Raw genomic sequence first — 20637 nt, forward strand, 5'->3', positions numbered from 1 at the left:
ATACACCCTTCAACGTGGAAGTATTCATGTCGGTATTGGTTTGGTTGATATACGCTAATTTTATTTATCAATAAATTACTGGCTAAGGAAAACAGTGTCGTGCTGTATCCGGTAATGGAAAGGCGTTGCCATCTGTAGCACATTTAAGGCCTTCCCTATATTTTCGTTTTCAAATGTGCCATTCAGGCTTTCATTTTTTAGTAGTGTATCTGTAAATTGGATGGTGACCCCATAACGTCTTTCCATTCTTTTGGCTAAAGCGTCGAATGGTTCGTTGAGGAAAGTCAGCTTATCATCCAGCCAGGCAACTTCCCTGATTTGCGCATCCTTCCGCGGCGACACATCCTGAACCTGGAAACTCAGTGCTTCCTGTCCTTCGGGCGCCTTTGGCCTGACGAAAACTTTATTAATAACAGTCAGCTTTTCATTAGGTGTCAGTGTAATTTCGTGATCCGGCTTTCCGTCAATCTGTACCTGTACTTTTCCTTTTATCAGGGTTGTTTCTATGCGGCCTTCGTGGGGATAGGCCTGCACATTAAATTCCGTACCCAGTACCTTGATCACAACGTTGCCTACATGCACCAGGAAAGGATGGGCTTCATCATGTTTCACATCAAAATAGGCTTCCCCGTCGAGGAATACTTCACGTTTGTTGAGGATAAAATTGCTGGCATAACGGATGGAACTTCCGGCATTGAGCCACACTGTTGAGCCGTCTGGCAATATTGTTTTTTCAGGTGCGCCATGTGGCAGGCTTACCTGCTTCAGGACGGCAACAGCAGTTCCCGCTGCATGTTGCTTTGCTGCGTAGTTCCACCATAAAAAGGAACCGCCGGCTATCGCTGCTATACCAGTCCAGATGGCAGCATAACGAAGCCATTGTACCCGTGATTGCCGGATGTGTTTTATACGCTCCCCGCCTGCTGTTGCTTCAGCGGTCGTTTGCATTCCAACCAACTCATGCTGAAGTTTTGACCAATTCTCCTGTATTAGCTTTTCCTTATCTGCTGCGGATTCCTCCGCTGGTCTTACCGCTTCAATGTTATGCAACATTTCTATGAAGGATTGCTGTTCGGGGTGCCGTAACAACAATTCCTTTAATTCGGCCATTTCACTGTCCGACATAGCTTTCCCCATTGCTTTTGCAAGTAAGCGGAGTGTTTTTTCTGCTTCCATAATCGTGACTTAACCTAAGCTGTTCTATATAGGAAACATTTTTTGGTAAAACTCCTTAAGGCTGGAACAACTTTTTTTTGGGGAGGGATGAACCAGCAGAAGATTTAGAAGGTGGTGTGGGTTTGGCGGTGTAATCCTGCCATACCGAATGGAGGGCAAAGGAGAGCTTTTTCAGGGCCAGGTAAAGCTGTGTATCTACTGTTTTTACAGATATATCAAGGATGGCAGCGACTTCCTTGTAGCTCAGGCCATCTTCCTTAATGAGCTTAAAGACCAGCTTGCATCGCGTTGGCAGTTGCGCTACCGCTTCCCGGATGCGGGCCTGTAATTCCCGGTTAATCAGCACTGATTCAGGGTTTATGGAAAGCTGCAATTGCTGTTGTGGTAGTTCGTCGATAGGAATCAGCAATCCTGTTTTCTTTTTTCGCAAAGAATTACAGGCAGCATTTCTGACGGACACATAGAGATATACACTGATGTTCTCAATTGTTTCCAGCGTTTCCCGCTGTTGCCAGAGTCTTAAAAAAACGTCATGGACTACTTCTTCTGCAATTTCCTTTGATTGCACATAACTATAGGCAAACTGGTACAACTGATAAAAAAATGACTCGTATAGTTGCTGGAATGCTGTTTGGTCGTCACGCTGTATTCTTTGCAAAAGATCAATCATCGGCAAAAAAATCTGATCCCAATATAGGGATAAATATTTTAGAAAGATCCAAATTATTTCCCGGACAACCGCCTTAGCAGAGAAAGCACATTCATTAAGATAAAAGTATAATGGTATTCCGTACGCTGCTAATATTTCGAAAGTAACACATTGGTTTCATCCATAGAAAGGATTTCAGTTTGGACACCACTATCTTCTCTTCATATATTATTTACATAAATATAAATGTCAATTATCCTGCTTAATTCAAAATTGTTTATTTTCAGTGAAACATCGACTGTAAGCTATGCAACACCCCCTTCCATTTAAACCTATCTTATTATTATTTTTGGCTGTTACCTGCTATTTTACGTCATCCGGTCAAGCTGACAAAAAGCATGATGTTGTAATAAAGCTAAATGGCGACCAACTCAACGGTGATGTCATTGAAATTAACGATAGCACCATCCGCTTTACTTATACCGGGGAAAAACTGGTTTATAACATAAAGAAGTCAGAAATTCAGAAAATAACTTTTGCCAGCGGCAGGATTGAGACCATTAATGTACCACCAACTGTACAGAACGCTCCTGCAAATACCACGGTGACTGTTCAGCAGAACGCTGAAGAACGCCGTAACAAGGTGGCTATTCTGCCATTTTCATTTGTAAAGGACGGTCAAAATGCAGCGCAGGAAGTGAGCGACGAAATACAAAATGAATTATATGCCCTGTTAAGCAAACATTCAGGCGTATATACTGTTGTTAGCCCCCGGGGCACCAATGTTCTGCTCAGTAAAGCAGGGATTACCAAAGCGAATATACTCAACTATACAATGGCGGAAATATGTGAACTCCTGGGGGTTGAATATATCGTGGATGGAATGATTACCCAAAACCGCACCACGCAGACCAATTACGGAAATACCACCTATAGTGATAAAACCAAGCAAAAGGATAATTCTGATGATAAAAAAAGCAGTGGTTCCGGAAGTACTACTTCCACCAGTATTCAAAACTATGAAACAACGATGGACATGAAAATATATAATGACAAAAGTGAGATTATATATAACCAAAATAGAAAAGCCTTTTGGAAAACCGGGGACGCTTATAAGAATACCATGGAATACCTGATAAAACGTTCCCCTCTTTATACTAAATAGCCCATACGCTTAAAAAACAGGTTATGCGAACACTTCACTTACGCTCACCGGGCATTACACTTTTGAATTTTAATCTCGATAGCGAATGAGAAACTTATTGCTTGCATTCATCCTGGTATGGCCTTCTATATTGATTGCGCAATCGGATACTACACCTCCTCAGAAGCCAGACATGGTGAAAGCCTTAAAGCAAATTGGTGTCAATGCTTCTGTGGAAAGTACAAAAAAACTGGCGGAGGAGCGAATCACCAACAGGCAACGGGTTACCCTCGAAAATATACGCAGTGTTAACCAACAAGCAAAAATATTATTAAAAAGAGGTATAGACACCATCTCTTTTAATAAATTCCTGACAGCTGCAAAACATTCCCTAGAAACGGCGAAGGATGGTATTCTGCACAATAAAGGTACGAGTCAGACACAGCGAAACCTGGATGTATCAGCTGCTATCCTCAATGAACTCTATGCACGAATTTCGGACAAAAAGCATCTGCTCCAGAATTATTCTGCAAAAGTAACATCGCTGAACTTCCAGATTGACTCCCTTATAAGCGATCCATCCCTTTATACCTTTCCTGATGATTCCGCGGACGTTGTACATCATGCCAAGCGCATGTTAGTTACAGCCATGGAAATGAGTCCTATTGACAGTGCTCTCAATAAAGCGACTACACTCATTGAAGAACAGCAATTAAAAACGGACCTCCTGCTGTTTGACATTAATTCTACCAGGGAAGATATAGATATTTATAGCAGTCACCTGGCCAGTCAATCCTTTAGCAATGAATTCCCCTTTTTATGGCAGGACCCAATATTTTCAAGACCGTTAAAAGACATTATCAGATTCTCTATTGCAAAGGAAACTATACTGCTACGGTTTTACATGGAAGATCACCTTATCAGGATACTCTTTATGTTTCTTTTACTGACCGGCTCCTGGTACTTTTTTAAATCACTCAGAAAACAACTGCAGGCAGCAGCGCAGCAGCAATACCCTAATGCCGGCCTTGTAACCGTGCATCCTCTGGCGGTCTCCGTAGTCATTACCTTTTCTATTTTCCAGTTTTTATTTGCAAATCCTCCCTTCATTTTCAATTTCGTTCTATGGCTGGCTACCGTCATTAGTTTGGCTATTATCTTCAGGAACTATATCAGTGTTTACTGGCAAAGATTCTGGATATTTATTACCCTCCTTTTTATTTTAGCCGGTATTGACAATATGATCTTACAGGCATCCCGCCCGGAGCGGTACTTCACACTACTGATATCCATTACCGGAAGCATTTATATAACTACGTTGCTGATAAGTAAAAAGAAGGCTGAACTTAAAGAAAAAAAGATCCTATACTTTATTACGATATTCCTGTTGTTTGAAATTAGTTCGTCCCTGCTGAATCTGTTTGGACGGTTCAATATAGCAAAGGCGCTCATGATCAGCGGGTATGTGAGTTTGATAATGGGGATCGTTTTTCTATGGGTGATCCGCCTCATCGATGAAGGATTAGTGCTGGCTTCCAGTATATACAGACAGCCCAGTCGCCAATTGTTCTATCTGAATTTTGAGAGGGTTGGACAGCGAACGCCCCCCATCTTCTATATCATATTAGCTGTTGGCTGGCTGCTCATAGTTGCCAGAAACTTCTATCACCTGAGAATCTATTCGGCATCGGTCAATAATTTTGTGACGATGGAACGAACCATAGGTGACTATAAATATTCCATCGCCGGCATTTTTATTTTTATTTTTGTACTATTCTGCTCGCTGTTTCTATCGCGCCTGGTGTCTTACTTTGCCTCAGAGCAAGATACTTCGGGTGTCAGCAACAAGCGTGGAAAAACCTTTTCGTTGGGAAGCTGGATTTTAGTAATCAGGATCATTATTATTACAACGGGGTTAATCCTTGCATTTGCCGCAGCAGGTATACCGATCGATAAATTTGCCATTATTATCGGTGCACTTAGCGTAGGCGTGGGCCTCGGTTTGCAGGGATTAGTAAATAACCTGGTAAGCGGGTTGATTATCTCCTTTGAAAGACCTGTAAATGTGGGTGATGTCATTGAAATCAATGGCAATTTTGCTACTATAAAATCAATCGGGTTTAGAAGCAGTATAGCGAGAAGCATAGATGGTGCAAACCTGATTATACCCAATGGAGATTTACTGAGTCAACAATTGACTAACTGGACTATGCACAACCATTTGAGGCGATGTCATTTAACTGTTGGTGTGGCGTATAATACGGAGATTGATCAAGCGAAACTTTTATTAATTGAGATACTAAAGGCGGATGAAAGGATACTCACCACTCCTGCACCAGATGTGTTTTTTAAAGAATTTGGCAGCAGTTCCATAGAAGTGGAATTGATTTACTGGATCAGGGATTTAAAGGAATATCTTCCGGTAAGAAGTGACACTATATCAAAGGTATTCAACGCATTCAGAAAGGAAAACATAACTATTCCCTTTCCACAGCAGGACATCCACATCAAAAATAATCCCGGCAGTAAAAATGAAGAAATGGCCGAAGGCAATGAGGGGTAAAAAAATTCCCCTTATAACCGAACGGCCATTTCCTGTTTTATGGTGCTCAATCTATTTACCTCATTCTTACAAGCCCTCAAAAGTATACTGCTCTCCTGGCTTTGTATCAACATCGTATAGGTAGCTTTCTTTCAGTGTCGTTTTTTCCAGATGTGCCTGATCGGCTATTAACGGCGCCTTAATGTCGGGCACTTCATAAAATGGGTTAGGGTTCTTTCCCTGTGCTGTTTTGAGTCCTTTCAGCTTATTGTATACCCGGATCCTGCAATTTCCACCCAGAGCTGAATAGATCGTCAGGTTGCTGATCTTCCCATCACGCCAGGTTGCATCTACTTTAAATCCGCCCCTTGCCAATAGTCCTTTCACGCTGCCATTTACCCACCGATCGGGCAACGCGGGCAACATAAATATAAAACCATCATGGCTTTGTAACAGCATTTCCGCCACACCCGCCGTATAACCAAAATTACCGTCTATCTGGAATGGTGGATGTGCATCAAACATATTCGGGTAGGTACCTCCACGTCGTTTCCCATTCTCGTCGATAGTGGGTTTTAACTGGTCGCCGATAAGCTTCAATACATGGTTACCATCTAACAGCCGTGCCCAAAGATTTATTTTCCATGCCATAGACCAGCCGGTAGATTCATCGCCCCGGTATAACAGGGAATTTTTTGCCGCTTCAAATAGCGCCGGTGTTCTGAAGGGAGATATCTGATCACTTGGATATAATCCATACAAGTGTGAAACATGCCGGTGATGATCAGTGGAATCATCCCAATCTTTTATCCATTCCTGTAACTGGCCATATTGCCCGATCTGCATAGGCGGTAACCTGTCCCGCATTTGTTGTAAGGTATCGGCAAACAACTTATCCCTGCCCAAAATACGGGAGGCTTTGATCACTTCTGAAAAGAGGTCAAATATAAGCTGGTTATCCATCGTTGCACCAGCCGCAACAGAAACCCCTTTCTGATAGGCATGTTCGGGGGAATTTGAGGGAGTTACTACCAACCAATGATGTTCAGGGTCTTCCTGAAGTTCGTCCACAAAATAAGTAGCGGCTTCTTTTATAAAAGGATATATTTTTTGCAGATATTTTTCATTACCGGTAAAAAGATAATGTTGCCAAAGTGGCTGACATAGCCACGCTCCTCCTGAAGGCCACATACCAGAGAAGGCGCCATCCACAGGGCCCGTGATCCGCCAAAGATCTGTATTATGATGTAACATCCATCCTCTTGCGCCATACATTTTCTGAGCACTTTCCCGGCCGGTAACAGACAGGTCCTGTACCATATGTGTGAGTGGTTCTATCAGTTCTGAAAGATTGGCCACTTCTACTGGCCAATAGTTCATTTCTGTATTAATGTTGATGGTATACTTACTATCCCATGGCGGACGTACCTTATCATTCCATATTCCCTGTAAAGTAGGCGGCTGTCCGCCCGGCTGCGAACTGCATATCAGCAAGTACCGGCCAAACTGGAAATATAAAGCGGCCAGTTGCGGATCATCACCCTTTTTAAAGTCACTGATCCTGGTATCTATCGGATTCTTCACGGAGTCTGTTACACCAAGATCAAGATGCACACGGTCATAATATTGCTGATAAGCTGCGATGTGGTCATTGAGCAGGTGGTCATACTTTTTATTCCAGGCTCCATTTAAATATTTCGCCGCCTGCTTCGTTTCGTTACCTGTCAGATCCTTATAACTTTTGAAGTTAGTGGCTATGGATACATAGATCGTTGCAGTATCCGCCCCTTTTATAACAATGCTGCTATCCGTTACGGTACTTTTACCTCCCGATGTTTTAACCCTGACCTGTGCACTGAATTTTACTTTTCCGGACTGCCCTTCAAGATCGCCGGAAATACCTGAAAGCCTCAATTCATTATTCGTTATGGTATTAACCTGGTGTTTTTGAGGGCTGCTCATCCTGAGTTGACAGGTGATCATACCTGGTTTGTCGGCAGTAAGGCGCATAACAATCACCTGGTCCGGGAAAGAAGAAAATATTTCTCTTTTGAAACCAACATCTCCTACCTTATACCTTACCGAAGCTACCGCTTTGGAAATATCCAGTGTTCTTGCATAATCATGAAAATTTTCATGACCGGGAAAATTGACCAAAAGATCTCCCACCGGCTGGTAAGCCATGCCATTGTTGGGTTTCTCTTGCATCATCTTATTGGCCAGCTCCTGTGCTTCCTGGTATTTCTTTTCGAAAAGCAATTTACGGATAACGGGTATGATGTTCCGCATGTCGGGCTTTATGTTATTATTCGGGCCACCTGACCAAACAGTTTCTTCGTTTAACTGGATATTTGCTTCGCCGGGATGACCAAAAATCATCGCTCCCAAACGCCCGTTACCGATGGGCAGTGCTTCATTCCAGTTTTCAGCAGGCTGACGATACCAAAGCGTGTTGTTATTATACGCTGGTACTGCTTTCTGTTGTGACCAACTGCTAAGAGGTAAAAGAAACAGCACCGCTAAAAACAGCATATTTATTTTCATCCGTACATAATTGTGTTGAAAAAATAAGTTTATCGTAACCGGGATTATCCTGGTATATTATTCAAACCATTTCATGATTTCGTTGGCAATAACCTCATGTCCTTTCTCATTGGGATGGTTATACTGCGCCATGTAACTTTGCAGATCTTTACCGGATTTCGCAAGGTTTACGAATGCGGCATAGCTGTTTGCCAACCCAATATGATATTTCTCTGCCAGAGCAATCAACTGGCTGGTATATTGCTCCAATATATTGCCGGACGCAGTGATATCTACCTTCAAATCCGGAGAGGGCGTGATTAATATTACTTTGATATGTTTTCTCAATGCCATTCTTATCATCTTTTCAGTCGCCTCTTTTGTTTTTTCCAGGCCGATTCTTCTGTCATTCAATGCATAATCAATAAAAAGCACGTCAGGTTTATGTGGTAAGACCTCTTTCTTAAAACGCTTTTCCCCTTGTGCTGAATTTTCTCCACCAATAGCGGTGGTGATAGTATTGGCAACCGAATAAGGATAATGTTTTTGCAATTTATTTAACGTAAGGAACGGATATGATTGTGGCCTGTGTACATATGGCGTGTTGGCATATCCTGCCGGAACAGAGTGGCCATGAAACACTAAATTGACCGTGCGGTTGTCGGGCCATTTCTTATTCAGCTCCGATTTTATATCAGCCAGATAAGTATCGGGATCAGCTTGTGCCATCCCCCTCTCTCCAATTAAACAGAGGAAGAAAAGAGGAAGAATGGAAAGGAACATTTTTCTCATTATTGATTTTTTAAACAGTTACAATTTTTTATTCCATCTATCTCCCGGCATTCACCATATGTGGTTGTATAGCCTTTGCCAAAACCTGATACCCTTCCGCACCGGGATGCAGTCCATCTGCAAAAAATGATTCCTTTATCTTTCCGGAAGTATCCAATAAAAGTTTGCCTGGATTGATATAAGGAATGTTTTCATGAACACATAGCTCGTTGATTTGCTTGTCAAGAGCTGCCACCCTTGCCTCTTTTCCACGTCGTGGTAATATGCCTACCATCAGCATCCTGGCTGAAGGTTGCCTTTCCTTCACCCCTTGTAGCAACAACTTCAGCCCTGCAATGATTTCTTCGTCTGAATTGAAGCCGATATTATTAGTGCCGGCCATGATAACCACTTGTTTTGCATGATAGCCATCCAGCTCACCATGATAAACACGCCATAATATATTTTCAATGCAATCGCCTCCGAATCCAAAATTATGTACACCCAGGGGAGCGAAATATTTTTCCCAGGAATCTTCTCCGCGGTGAACTTTCTTATCCAGCTTTCCACCCCAGTGCTGAACAATAGAATTTCCCAGCAACACGATCTCCGGCGGGTTCTCCCTATTAGCCCGGAGTACAAGTTCGTGACGTTCGTTCCAGTTATAACTCCGATCCCTAAACTGCCTGCATGGCTGCGTAGTTGTATATTGCCCTACCGGTTCATGCAGGATCCGGCGAATCGCTTTTTCGTAAGCTACTCCATACAATTCCATTCCGGATACATCCGGATGTACGCCATCTACGGCCAGGTTTTCCTCTTTTAGTCCAATGGAATCTGCGGATAAATAGAAAATATTTTTTACTCCGGATGCTTTCAGTTGTTCAAAAGTTTCCCGGGATGCGTCATTGGCTTTTTGGTATTGCTCCCGCTGGGCTGTATTTAATGAAACAGCCTGCGCAGCTGCATGATCTACGATCAATACAGGCACTCCTGGTTGTTTCTGTTGTAATATTTTTACGGCGGTGATCAGCCGGGTTTTAATAGCCTCTTCCCGGCCTAATAAGTTAGGAAGACAATCAAGCACGTACATTTTAGCTTCCATTTCCCCCATCAGATTCACCACGGATTCATCCAGTCTTCCACATCCTGCAAATCCAAGATTGATCACCGGTGTTTGAAGTCTGCGCCCGAGGATAGCGGGCCAGGTGAGGCCTGGCCGCGGTGCAGCAGTGCCCTGCGTAATGGAGGTGCCATAAACAACGATTGGCTTATCCTGGCTTACCGGTAAGGGTGTTAGCTGTGCATCCTCCGGCACGCCGATCTCCAGCCATTTTACCTGGTTGTGGTACGGCAGGTACAGGTTATACTCCCGGAAAAAATCATGTTTCAACGAGGAATACTGGTACTCAATGGTATCACCAAAATGATATTTACCAGGACTCCATTCCCATTGTCCACTTCTATTCATGGCATACAAATCCAGGCCACTCATGCCTGTAGCCGGTATATGCGGCTTATTTAGCTCACGCGATGCGGTGTAACGTACACGTATATACGGTGACTTGGAATAAAACCTGATCATTAAACCGGCAGATTCCTGAGATTGATACCAAACAGACGCGTCAACCACTCCTTTTGCCTTCGCGGGCAAGCGATCATAAAATTGCGCCACTTCTTTTGGCCATGCCTGCCCCTCGATCACAGGAAAACTACTCTCCGCCGGATTCCACCATTTATATGGCATGATTTGTCGGCAAAGGGCCACTTGTACTGACAGCATGGTTATCAGCACAAAAAGAAAATATTGTTTCTTCATTTATATTCTATTTGAGCACAGGCAGTTTATAACATTACGGATGTACATTTGTGGCTTCTCCTCCTGTCATCTTTACTGGATACCCCCATCCGGTTTTATCCAGGTCACAAAAATCACCCAATTGTTTCATCGATCCTGACAACAGGGATGTCATGGATTTTACCTTATGTTGATATTGTGGTTCATCTGCCAGGTTATGCGTTTCCCATGGATCTTTATTAAGATCAAAAAGTTGTACCGGATGCTGCCCCTTCACATTATAACATGCCAGTTTAAAACTGTCTTTTACAACAGCGCGTTGCAGATTTGAATAAGCAAAGAATACCTGATCGCGCCCTTTAAAAGATCCTTTATCAAAGGCGGCTTTCAGCGACATGCCTTCTACAGTAGCCGGCACAGGTACCTGTGTCAGCTCACATAAGGTGGGATAAATATCATTTAAATAAACATATGCATTTACTCGCTTGTCCTTTGGTATTCCCGGGCCCGCGAATACCAATGGTACGCGTATGGCTGATTCATACGGATTTTGTTTTCCCAGCAGCCCATGCTGCCCTACAGACAAACCATTGTCGCCCGCAAAAACAATAATCGTATTCTTATCTCTTCCTGTTTGTTTTAATTCGTCCAATATCCTTCCCACCTGATAATCTACTTCACTGATCATGGCATAATATTTTGCGATCTCTCTTTTTACCGCTTCTTTTGTCCTCGGAACGGGTAATAGCATTTCATCTCTTATGTCCAATTCCCCGTTATCGAACGGATGCACGGGTAAGTAATTGGTCGGTAGCGAAACTTCATCGGTACGGTAACTATGGCCATACCAGGTAGGAGCCGTCCGTGGATCATGTGGTGAAGTGAAGGCCACATACATCAGGAAAGGCGCTTGTTGATGCTGCTGGCTTTTCAAAAAATCAATGGCGGCATCTGCAAAATAAACAGAGGAAAAATCATCTCCCCAAAACGGTTTATTATATTCTCCGCTACTATCATAATGATGCAGGTGAGGACGGTATTGCCCGCCGGCATCAGGCGGGTTCATTCCTCCAAAAAAGATATTCCCCCCGGTAGAAAACGATCGTTTAAAAGACGCTTTATCCTGGTGCCATTTTCCTGTTTCAAAAGTAGTATACCCATTCGTACGGAATAATTCAGGGAAGGTGGTATCTGATGCCGGAATATACGCCCCGGCTTTGTGCAGCCGGAACAAGCTTCTGCTGGTGAGGATCATATTCCTGCTGGGGCTGCATATCGCACCAATCAATCCACCCATGATATGCGCCTGGGTAAAGGTGGTTCCTGCTTTTACCAGCTTATCCATGTTAGGGGTAACTATCTCCTTGTTTCCCAAGGCATGAATAGTATTGAATGTCTGGTCATCGGTTAATATGAAAAGAATATTCGGCTTACCGGCAACAGGGGGCTGGGCTTTCAGTACTGTTATGTTACCTGCAACAGCTACCGCAAAAAACATGGTAACGAAAAACGTTTTCTTCATAATGATTCTTTTTGAATGCCTATAAAAACAGTTGATGCCATTACGGAAGCACATTTGTAACTTCCTTCAATGTCATCTTTACTGGATACCCCCACCCGGTTTTATCCAGGTCACAAAAATCACCCAATTGTTTCATCGATCCTGACAACAGGGATGTCATGGATTTTACCTTATTTTGATATTGTGGTTCATCTGCCAGGTTATGCATTTCCCATGGATCTTTATTAAGATCAAAAAGTTGTACCGGATGCTGCCCCTTCACATTATAACATGCCAGTTTAAAACTGTCTTTCACAACAGCGCGTTGCAGATTTGAATAAGCAAAGAATACCTGATCGCGCCCTTTAAAAGATCCTTTATCAAAGGCGGCTTTCAGCGATATTCCTTCTACAGTAGCCGGCACAGGTACCTGTGTCAGCTCACATAAGGTGGGATAAATATCATTTAAATAAACATATGCATTTACCTGTTTGTCCTTTGGTATTCCCGGGCCAGCGAATACCAATGGTACGCGAATGGCTGATTCATATGGATTTTGTTTTGTGAGCAGCCCATGCTGCCCTACAGACAACCCATTATCTCCCGCAAAAACAATAATCGTATTCTTATCTCTTCCTGTTTGCTTTAATTCATCTAATATTCTGCCTATCTGATAATCCACTTCACTGATCATGGCATAATATTTTGCGATCTCTCTTTTTACCGCTTCTTTTGTCCTCGGAAAGGGTAACAGCATTTCGCCCCTTATGTCCAATTCCCCGTTGTCGAACGGATGCCTGGGTAAATAATTGGGTGGTAATGAAACTTCATCGGCACGGTAACTATGGCCATACCAGGAAGGAGCCGTCCGTGGATCATGCGGTGAAGTGAAAGCCACATACATGAGAAAAGGCTGTTGTTGATGCTGCTCGCTTTTCAAAAAATCAATGGCAGCATCCGCAAAATAAACGGAGGAAAAATCATCTCCCCAAAACGGTTTATTATATCGGCCGCTACTATCGTAATGATGCAAGCGAGGACGGTAATGCCCGCCCGTATTGGGTGAACTCATTCCCCCGAAAAGGATATTCCTGCCGGTGGAAAAAGACCGTTTAAAAGACGCTTTATCCTGGTGCCATTTCCCTGTTTCAAAAGTAATATAGCCATTAGCACGGAATAATTCAGGGAAGGTAGTATCCGATGCCGGAATATACGACCCGGCTTTATGCAGGCGGAACAAACTTCTGCTGGAGAGGATCATATTCCTGCTGGGGCAGCATATTGCACCCATTAACCCGCCCATGATATGCGCCTGGGTAAAGGTGGTTCCTTCTTTTACCAGCTTGTCCATGTTAGGAGTAACTATCTCCTTGTTCCCCAGGGCATGAATAGTATTAAAAGTCTGATCATCGGTTAATATGAAAAGAATATTCGGTTTACCGGCAACAGAGGTCTGCGCTTTCAGTGCTGTTATATTACCTGCAACAGCTACCACAAAAAACATGGCAATGAAAAACGTTTTCTTCATAATGATTCTTTTTGAATGCCTATCTGTTATAGCTTTCCGGCGGGCCGTCTGTTTTTCCCCGGCCTGTTGGTAAGATCGTCTCCCAAATCTTCACGCGCCTGTTCTAACAGTTGCTGTAATTGTTTTACGACATCGGGGTTTTGTTCTTTTACATCATATCTTTCTCCCGGATCGCGGCGAAGATCATACAATGCGAGGCCTGTGGAATCCGCATGTGCTTTTCCCGGCCAAGCATCCTTCCCCGGCACTCCGCCTACAAAAGATGGGTAGCGATGTGGCAATACTAATTTCCAGGGGCCTTGTCTTACCGCTTGCAGGCTGTTCTTATTGATATAATAGTATAAATGATCACGCGGGTTTGCATTTTCATCTCCCTTTAATAAGGATAAAAAATTAATACCGTCAATTTTACGGGAGGGCAGCGGAGCACCGGTAATGGTAGCCAACGTAGGGAGGATATCTATATTGGCAGCCAGTTTATTACAAACGGTACCAGCAGGGATAACACCCGGCCAGCTCATAATAGCAGGCTCTTTTTGTCCACCATCCCAGGTAGTACCCTTACCTTCCCTCAAACCGCCTGCAGAACCGGCATGGTTACCAAATACCAGCCAGGGGCCGTTATCAGCGGTAAAAATGAATAAGGTGTTTTTTGCCAGCCCATTCTCTTTCAATGCTTTCATTACCTCTCCTACCGACCAGTCTATTTCCATCATGACATCACCAAACAATCCCTGTTTACTTTTTCCTTTGAACTTATCAGATACCGCGAGCGGCACATGCACCATAGAATGTGCCAGGTAAAGAAAGAAAGGTTGATTCTTATGCTGACTTATAAAACTGACAGCCTTTTGCGTGTACCAGGTGGTAAGCATGCCCTGGTCTTGCATAGTATGGACGTAGCGGATTGGATTGTTTCCTTCTATCACGGGAAGCGGTGGGAAACGCCCTCTCCACTTGGTAGTATCATTAAAAGGTTTCCCATCATAATCTACCGGCCACATATCATTAGAATAGGGTAATCCGAAATAATAATCAAACCCATGTTGCAAGGGCAGGAATTTTTGTGCATCTCCCAGGTGCCATTTGCCGATGATCCCTGTGAAATATCCTCTTTTCTTCAACATGCCGGCAATGGTTTCTTCCTGATCACTCAGCCCGATATCTGAATTAGGGAATAAGGCATCGTGAATGCCTATACGATTGGGATAGCACCCTGTCAGGATAGCTGCCCTGGAGGCGCTGCATATGGGTTGTGCCGAATAGAAATTGGTAAAGCGCATTCCCTGCGCTGCCAGCTTATCTATGTTGGGAGTGATATAATCAATCCCACCGTAAGCAGCTACATCGCCATAGCCCATATCGTCCATATAAATAATGACGATATTGGGTCGTGATGTATTTTGTTGGGCAACACAATGCGTAGTAGCCCCGGCAAGGACAAGGGCCGTCAATTTGCTAAATAAAAATGATCTTCTCATAACAGCATTTTTTTAGTCGCTTATTTATCGTATCCGCCGATCTATTTCTTTTTGATAATCAGACAAGCACCTCCGCCGGGAGCAAGCGTGACGGGAATGCCATCTGATGACTTTACTATCTTTTTATTCACTTTATATGTTGTCCGGTTTGTCTGGTAATGCGCATCATCGCCATCCTGTATAATTGTTGCTTCGTACTTACCTTTTCCCAGGAAACTTAAAGGAATATCTAATTCGCGCAATGATTCATTGTTTGCAACACCCACCAACCAGGTGTCGTCAGCAGCCTGCCTGGCCATTACTATATACTGACCAATTTCACCCATCAGTGTTTCACTTTGTTTCCAGGGCATCTTTTCTGCCGCGACAAATGAAAACAGTTCCGGGAATTTATCATAATTCTCAGGTATATCGGGTATAACTGTTATCCCCGAGAAAGTGATCAATGTACGGGCAGCTTCAGCCGTCACTGTTGAAGGTACGTCTCCTTTATATACATGGTTATACATATTCTGGTCTTCTTTTTTCACATTGGTCGGCCTGCTCCGCATAAGATCAAATACCCCGTTGGTCATATCAAGCGGCCCTGCCAGCATATTTACAAAAACTGTTGTAACGAATGTTTTAGGCTGAAAATATGTAAGGGCATCCAGTTGGGCCTGGCAGTATTCACGGGTAACCGCATTCGGCCAGGTGCGCATTTGCCCGTAGGGAGGAACCGGTCCGTCATGAAAATTGCAAAGCAGTTGGTATTTTGCGCACAGCTCTGTTATCATCCGTGTGCGTATATTTTTTTCTGCCATGGCTCCTCTCATAAACCCGTATTTGATGCCGGCAGCACCCCATTCGTTATATTGTTTTAATGTTTGTTCAAGCGAGTAATCCCTTCCGCCGATATCATTCATATAAAGCAAGATTCGTACGCCTTTTGTTTTTGCATAGGCGATCAGTTTCTTTACATCATCCGCAGCACCGCCCTTCACGGGGTCAGAACTTTTACTAAACTGGTCTCCATACCAACCGGAGTCCAGAAGTAGATATGGAATACTATTTTTTGCCGCATAGTCCACCAGCCTGACCCAGCTGGCATATGCCTGCACATGGTATGTAAAGTCATCTATCTTCACGCCTTCCACACGGCGATTCCATAAGGCTACCCCTGGTTTTACCCATGAAAAATCTGTACCCTTGTCCGGAGCCGGATTTAATAACGCTATCACATGGGAATCAACCAGTGAACCGGGAGTTTTACCATACAGGATTACGCGCCAGGAAGATAAATAACCAGGTTTAATAATCCCCGGAGAAGAAACTACGGAGAAAACCTTTTCTCCCTTCCCGCTGTGAAGCACCACCGGGCTACCGCTTCGCAGGTCAGCCTCCAGGATTGCCAGGTAGGCATCGTCTGCTGCCTGAATGGTCATTACAGGATTGCGGTTACCTTGCACTTCTGTCAGCTTATCGGGCCCAAGATTCGCATGTTCTCCATTATAAAACCAGGTAGTATAATCTCCTTCAAAATTAAAAGAAGTCAGCTCTCTTTCGCAGGTATCTTCCCTGCCGCTTGCATCATCAGGAACCTCGTAACGAAACGCGATACCATCATTGTAGGCCCGGATTACTATATTAAGTTTATCGAAAGGAATAGCAGGCCCCTGCAATTGAATAGCTGTTTCATTGTATTGATCACGCACTACAGCACGCTTACCCCATACCGGTTTCCAGGTATTATTGATACGGCGTTTCACCACCTCACTCACTTTCCAGCCAGTGGATGGAAATTTTCCGGATGGCCCGAAATCCAATCCCATGGATGAGGAATAGATAAGCCTGGTTCCATGCGCAGAAAAAGCGTAGCGAATGACGCCATTGGCAATAGCGGTAGTGATAATGAGATGACCGTCCGGGCTTTTAACCTGGTAAACACCAGCCGACTTATCCGTTGTTGATGCCTCTATTGGTTTCGCTATTTTAGAGGTCATCCCTTGTCCTTCAGCAAAAAACAGCAGTCCTATCACCACGAGGGCTATCACACGAATGGACGTTTGTTTCGCATTTGTTTTTATCTGCTTCATATCTTTTAATTTATCTTATCCTTATACTGAATTCAGCAATGCCCAATCCTGCTATTTCCGCCTGATCTTCTTTCTGGAAAATAAAGTAGACATCGTGCCTGGTGCTATCTGCCGGCTGGCTTAACGACAAGGCGGCATACGCAACTTTCAGCGGTTTTATAGCTGCACCAAGAACCGTGGTTCCTAATAACGGGCCTTGCGGGCTATCCAGCCGCAACGCTATTTTCCATCCTTTTTTTGACGGAAGATCCACCGCATATTTTAGCTGTACATCTTTTACATTCTCCAGACTGATACCTGAAAATTTGAACCAGCCTCTTTTTTTGATATGCACAACGGCCATTTCTCCCAATTTGCTATTGCCAACCTCTCCGGCCGAAGCATCAGCTGACCTGGCTGGCAGTATCGGATCGCGCAATACAAGCATGGCATTACCGGTGAGTGGTGAAATCCCTTTGGCGCCCTTATCTGTGTAAGATGCTGATAAGGCAATTGCGCCCCGGGGTGTTAGTTGGAATTGTGTAGATGGCAGGAAGCTGCCTTTCCATGGCATGGCATTTTTACTACTATCTGCCAGCGATAATATCCAGGTAACAATTTTTTGTGCATCGGAAATGGCTAAGTCTGGATGGGCTGCCATAGCTGTCTGTCCCCAGTTACCGCTACCACCGCTAATGATTTTTTCCGGAAGGAAGTTCCTGGTTCTTTTATCCTCTTTATAACGTAACGCTATCTGCTTAAAAGTGGGTCCTACGGATGTTGCATCTACCTGGTGACAGGATTTACAATCCAGCGATTCCATCAGGCTTTTACCCGATGATTCCGTGATCCCTTTTGATTCGCCGTTTTCAGCCAGCAGGGCCTTGTCGGGCTTGTTGATATAATCAGCATGCACCAACACTTTTGACCCATCAAAATCCGGTTGGCCTGAATGACCGTCTTCCGCATCATCTACCTGTACCTGGTAGGTTATAGGGCGATCAGGAAAATAGAAAGATTTATTTCCTGCCATCAATATTTTTACCTGGGGGATAGCATTACCTGCGTATACTTGTATAACGGGGCTTTTTGTTTTGCCCCCTTTGCCGTCCTTTACTTCTACTGAAACAGGATAAACCCCTGCCGCCGAAAAAGTGTGACGAACATCGGGGACAGCTGTTTGTTCTATCTCCCCTTTTCCAAAATCCCAGGTATAAGTAAGTTTATCTCCATCAGGATCAACCGTACCTTTTGCGGAGAAGTTGACCGTAAGCGGGATGGCACCGGCTGATGTGTCGGCCTTTAGTTTTACCGCCGGTGCGAGGTTCCCGCTGTTAAAGGTGATTACAGACAACCCGGCGTCCGCATTTTTATGCCGCCATTGCCCGCCATATTCTACGATGTATAGCAGGCCATCGGGCCCCACTTCCATGTCGCTGATATTGTGGAATTTGGTTTGCGGCATGAATTTTTCTATGGTCTGGAGGTCGCCGGTTTTTGTCATCGTTACTGCCATGATCCAATTCCGCATCCAGTCATAGATAAACAACTTTCCATCGTAATAACCGGGATAGCGTGTTTCTTTCCGATAATCTTTTGCATAATATACAGGTCCTGCCATAGCAGTTCTTCCTCCTGTGCCCAGGATTGGAAATTCGGGAGATACGGCATAGGGATACCAGATAAACGCCGGTTGGGCAGGCGGCAGCTCTTTTATTCCCGTATTATTCCTGGAATTATTAATGGGCCGTTCGGCGTTAAACACCGGACCCGATACTCCTGTGGTATAATTGTATTCATGATAGGCATAATTATTTCCGACAAAATAAGGCCAGCCGAAATTACCTGCTTTCCGGGCCTGGTTGATCTCATCATAGCCCCTGGGACCACGGGTAGACAAGCTGTCATTACCTGCATCCGGACCTACCTCGCCCCAATATAAATAACCGGTATGTTTATCCACTGAGATGCGATAGGGGTTGCGGTCGCCCATTACATAGATCTCAGGCCGGGTGTTTGGGGTTCCTTTCGGAAAAAGATTACCATCCGGAATTCCGTAAGTGCCATCTTCGTTTACACGTATCCGTAGGATCTTTCCACGCAGGTCATTAGTATTGCCTGCCGCGCGGCGGTCATCGTAATACTCAAACCCGGGACGATCGTCCAAAGGAGCAAACCCGTATAAATTGACGGCGTAAGCTTTTTTAGTCTTTGGATCAACTTCATTAAAAGGGGTGGTATTATCTCCTACGGAAAGATACAAGTTGTTATTAGCATCAAAGGCCAGGGAGCCACCGGTGTGGCAGCATATCTCCCGGTCGGTATTTACCTCCAGGATCACTTGTTCCGATTGCCGGTTGAACTCATTATTTTCAAACTTAAAACGAGACAGACGATCTACCGGTTTGTTGCCGGTAGGCGAATAAAAGACATATACCCAGTGATTTTTTTCATAGTGCGGATCTGCCTGGAGACCTAATAAGCCGCCTTCTGTTCCACCTCCCGGTGTGAGCCCCTGGTGATACACATCCAACTGCGCTACTTCCTTTATCGTATGATCTGCCTGGTTATAAAATTTAATAGCACCCCTGCGCTCTGCTATTAGTATATCCAGGTTGGGCAGTATGGTTAATTCGGTTGGCTCAAATAATCCACCAGCGAGGAATTTCTTAGAGAAGCGGGCTTCCTCCGGCATACGCAAGGTAGTAGCCTTACCATAATCCAATATTTTATTTTCGCCAATCGCATAATGGATACCTGAAGATAATAGTTTTAAGAACTCAGGCTCGGTGTAGGACTCGGCGGTATGTCCCAGTTCCATGTAAAAAGCCCTGCCGCCATCGTAGTCGTGATACCACACCATGGGATGAGGGATGCCGTTCGTACCACCTTCATAACTCCCTTCATCAATGCTGACCAGCACATTCACGTCTTTAGGGATTTCCCGGAAATTATACCATTCATCGGTCCTGATCCAGGGATCAGGCAGGGAATCGGTAACAGGGAAATTATTATCATGGTGCATATTAAGCCTGGCTTTCTGCGGACGCGGATGCCCTTTAAAATAAGCGCCTACCAGTTTGCCGTACCAGGGCCATTGATATTCACAATCGCTGGCCGCATGAACGCCAAGATAGCCACCGCCTGCCTGGATGTAACGTTCAAAGTCTGCCTGCTGCGCGGCATCCAACACATCGCCGGTGGTGTTCAGGAAAATGACGGCTGCATATTGTTTCAGCGTATCTTCCGTAAACCTGTCGGAATTGGAAGTAGTATCTACAATAAAATGATGTTTGGCACCTAATGCCTGAATAGCTTTTACCCCGTCTGGAATAGCAGCATGATGAAAACCCGCTGTTTTGGTAAATACCAATACATGTGGTTCACCGGTACGTTTATCAGTGCAGCCGGTCCATAAAATACCTAAAAGGACACTGTATGTCAGCAGTAAAATGATGCGTGTTTTCATA

12 protein-coding genes are annotated in these 20637 nt (G+C 44.3%); 2 read left to right on the plus strand and 10 right to left on the minus strand.

All coding sequences use genetic code 11. The features are described 5' to 3' along the window. Positions 1-75 precede the first annotated feature (75 nt). Positions 76-1176, minus strand: a complete 1101-nt coding sequence (locus ABQ275_RS12525) for a FecR domain-containing protein (protein WP_349318653.1) — start codon at positions 1174-1176, stop codon at positions 76-78. A 55-nt stretch (positions 1177-1231) separates the two neighbouring features. Then, positions 1232-1834 carry an RNA polymerase sigma-70 factor gene (locus ABQ275_RS12530; protein ID WP_349318654.1) on the minus strand — a complete coding sequence of 201 codons (603 nt, stop codon included), beginning with the start codon at positions 1832-1834 and terminating at the stop codon, positions 1232-1234. 298 nt (positions 1835-2132) lie between these two features. On the opposite strand from ABQ275_RS12530, the gene ABQ275_RS12535 reads away from it, so the two are divergent. Together ABQ275_RS12535 and ABQ275_RS12540 are read left to right on the plus strand one after the other, a co-directional pair. Continuing rightward, a complete protein-coding gene (locus tag ABQ275_RS12535) occupies positions 2133-2990 on the plus strand; it encodes a hypothetical protein (RefSeq protein ID WP_349318655.1) in 858 nt (285 codons plus the stop codon). A gap of 85 nt (positions 2991-3075) precedes the next feature. After that, on the plus strand, positions 3076-5532 hold the full coding sequence (locus tag ABQ275_RS12540; protein WP_349318656.1) for a mechanosensitive ion channel domain-containing protein: 2457 nt from the start codon (positions 3076-3078) through the stop codon (positions 5530-5532). A gap of 66 nt (positions 5533-5598) precedes the next feature. Here ABQ275_RS12540 and ABQ275_RS12545 read toward each other — a convergent pair whose 3' ends face one another. From ABQ275_RS12545 to ABQ275_RS12580, 8 genes are read right to left on the minus strand one after another with little or no spacing between them, the layout of a single operon-like run. Next, complete coding sequence (locus ABQ275_RS12545; RefSeq protein WP_349318657.1) at positions 5599-8055, minus strand: glycoside hydrolase family 95 protein; 2457 nt, start codon at positions 8053-8055, stop codon at positions 5599-5601. Positions 8056-8112: 57 nt separating this feature from the next. Beyond that, a complete protein-coding gene (locus ABQ275_RS12550; RefSeq protein WP_349318658.1) occupies positions 8113-8826 on the minus strand; it encodes an SGNH/GDSL hydrolase family protein in 714 nt (237 codons plus the stop codon). A 37-nt stretch (positions 8827-8863) separates the two neighbouring features. Further along, positions 8864-10624 (minus strand): SGNH/GDSL hydrolase family protein, encoded by a 1761-nt coding sequence (locus tag ABQ275_RS12555; protein WP_349318659.1) that lies wholly within the window; start codon positions 10622-10624, stop codon positions 8864-8866. A gap of 34 nt (positions 10625-10658) precedes the next feature. Next, positions 10659-12125, minus strand: coding sequence for a sulfatase-like hydrolase/transferase (locus tag ABQ275_RS12560; RefSeq protein WP_349318660.1), 1467 nt, complete (start codon positions 12123-12125; stop codon positions 10659-10661). A 40-nt stretch (positions 12126-12165) separates the two neighbouring features. Next, complete coding sequence (locus tag ABQ275_RS12565) at positions 12166-13632, minus strand: sulfatase-like hydrolase/transferase (RefSeq protein WP_349318661.1); 1467 nt, start codon at positions 13630-13632, stop codon at positions 12166-12168. 26 nt (positions 13633-13658) lie between these two features. Continuing rightward, positions 13659-15113: a sulfatase gene (locus ABQ275_RS12570; RefSeq protein ID WP_349318662.1), complete on the minus strand. Its 1455-nt coding sequence runs from the start codon at positions 15111-15113 to the stop codon at positions 13659-13661. A 41-nt stretch (positions 15114-15154) separates the two neighbouring features. Continuing rightward, positions 15155-17188 carry a glycoside hydrolase family 97 N-terminal domain-containing protein gene (locus ABQ275_RS12575; protein WP_349318663.1) on the minus strand — a complete coding sequence of 678 codons (2034 nt, stop codon included), beginning with the start codon at positions 17186-17188 and terminating at the stop codon, positions 15155-15157. Between the two features lie 10 nt (positions 17189-17198). Beyond that, on the minus strand, positions 17199-20636 hold the full coding sequence (locus ABQ275_RS12580) for a ThuA domain-containing protein (RefSeq protein WP_349318664.1): 3438 nt from the start codon (positions 20634-20636) through the stop codon (positions 17199-17201). Position 20637: the final 1 nt, after the last annotated feature.

This window comes from Chitinophaga sp. MM2321, from assembly GCF_964033635.1.
Taxonomy (GTDB): Bacteria; Bacteroidota; Bacteroidia; order Chitinophagales; family Chitinophagaceae; genus Chitinophaga.

Bases quoted from the DNA above. Each gene is read 5' to 3' on its own strand.
- ABQ275_RS12565 (WP_349318661.1), bottom strand. From the start codon at position 13,632: ATGAAGAAAACGTTTTTCATTGCCATGTTTTTTGTGGTAGCTGTTGCA.
- ABQ275_RS12535 (WP_349318655.1), top strand. From the start codon at position 2,133: ATGCAACACCCCCTTCCATTTAAACCTATCTTATTATTATTTTTGGCT.
- ABQ275_RS12580 (WP_349318664.1), bottom strand. From the start codon at position 20,636: ATGAAAACACGCATCATTTTACTGCTGACATACAGTGTCCTTTTAGGT.
- ABQ275_RS12540 (WP_349318656.1), top strand. From the start codon at position 3,076: ATGAGAAACTTATTGCTTGCATTCATCCTGGTATGGCCTTCTATATTG.
- ABQ275_RS12570 (WP_349318662.1), bottom strand. From the start codon at position 15,113: ATGAGAAGATCATTTTTATTTAGCAAATTGACGGCCCTTGTCCTTGCC.
- ABQ275_RS12525 (WP_349318653.1), bottom strand. From the start codon at position 1,176: ATGGAAGCAGAAAAAACACTCCGCTTACTTGCAAAAGCAATGGGGAAA.
- ABQ275_RS12550 (WP_349318658.1), bottom strand. From the start codon at position 8,826: ATGAGAAAAATGTTCCTTTCCATTCTTCCTCTTTTCTTCCTCTGTTTA.
- ABQ275_RS12575 (WP_349318663.1), bottom strand. From the start codon at position 17,188: ATGAAGCAGATAAAAACAAATGCGAAACAAACGTCCATTCGTGTGATA.
- ABQ275_RS12555 (WP_349318659.1), bottom strand. From the start codon at position 10,624: ATGAAGAAACAATATTTTCTTTTTGTGCTGATAACCATGCTGTCAGTA.
- ABQ275_RS12545 (WP_349318657.1), bottom strand. From the start codon at position 8,055: ATGAAAATAAATATGCTGTTTTTAGCGGTGCTGTTTCTTTTACCTCTT.
- ABQ275_RS12560 (WP_349318660.1), bottom strand. From the start codon at position 12,125: ATGAAGAAAACGTTTTTCGTTACCATGTTTTTTGCGGTAGCTGTTGCA.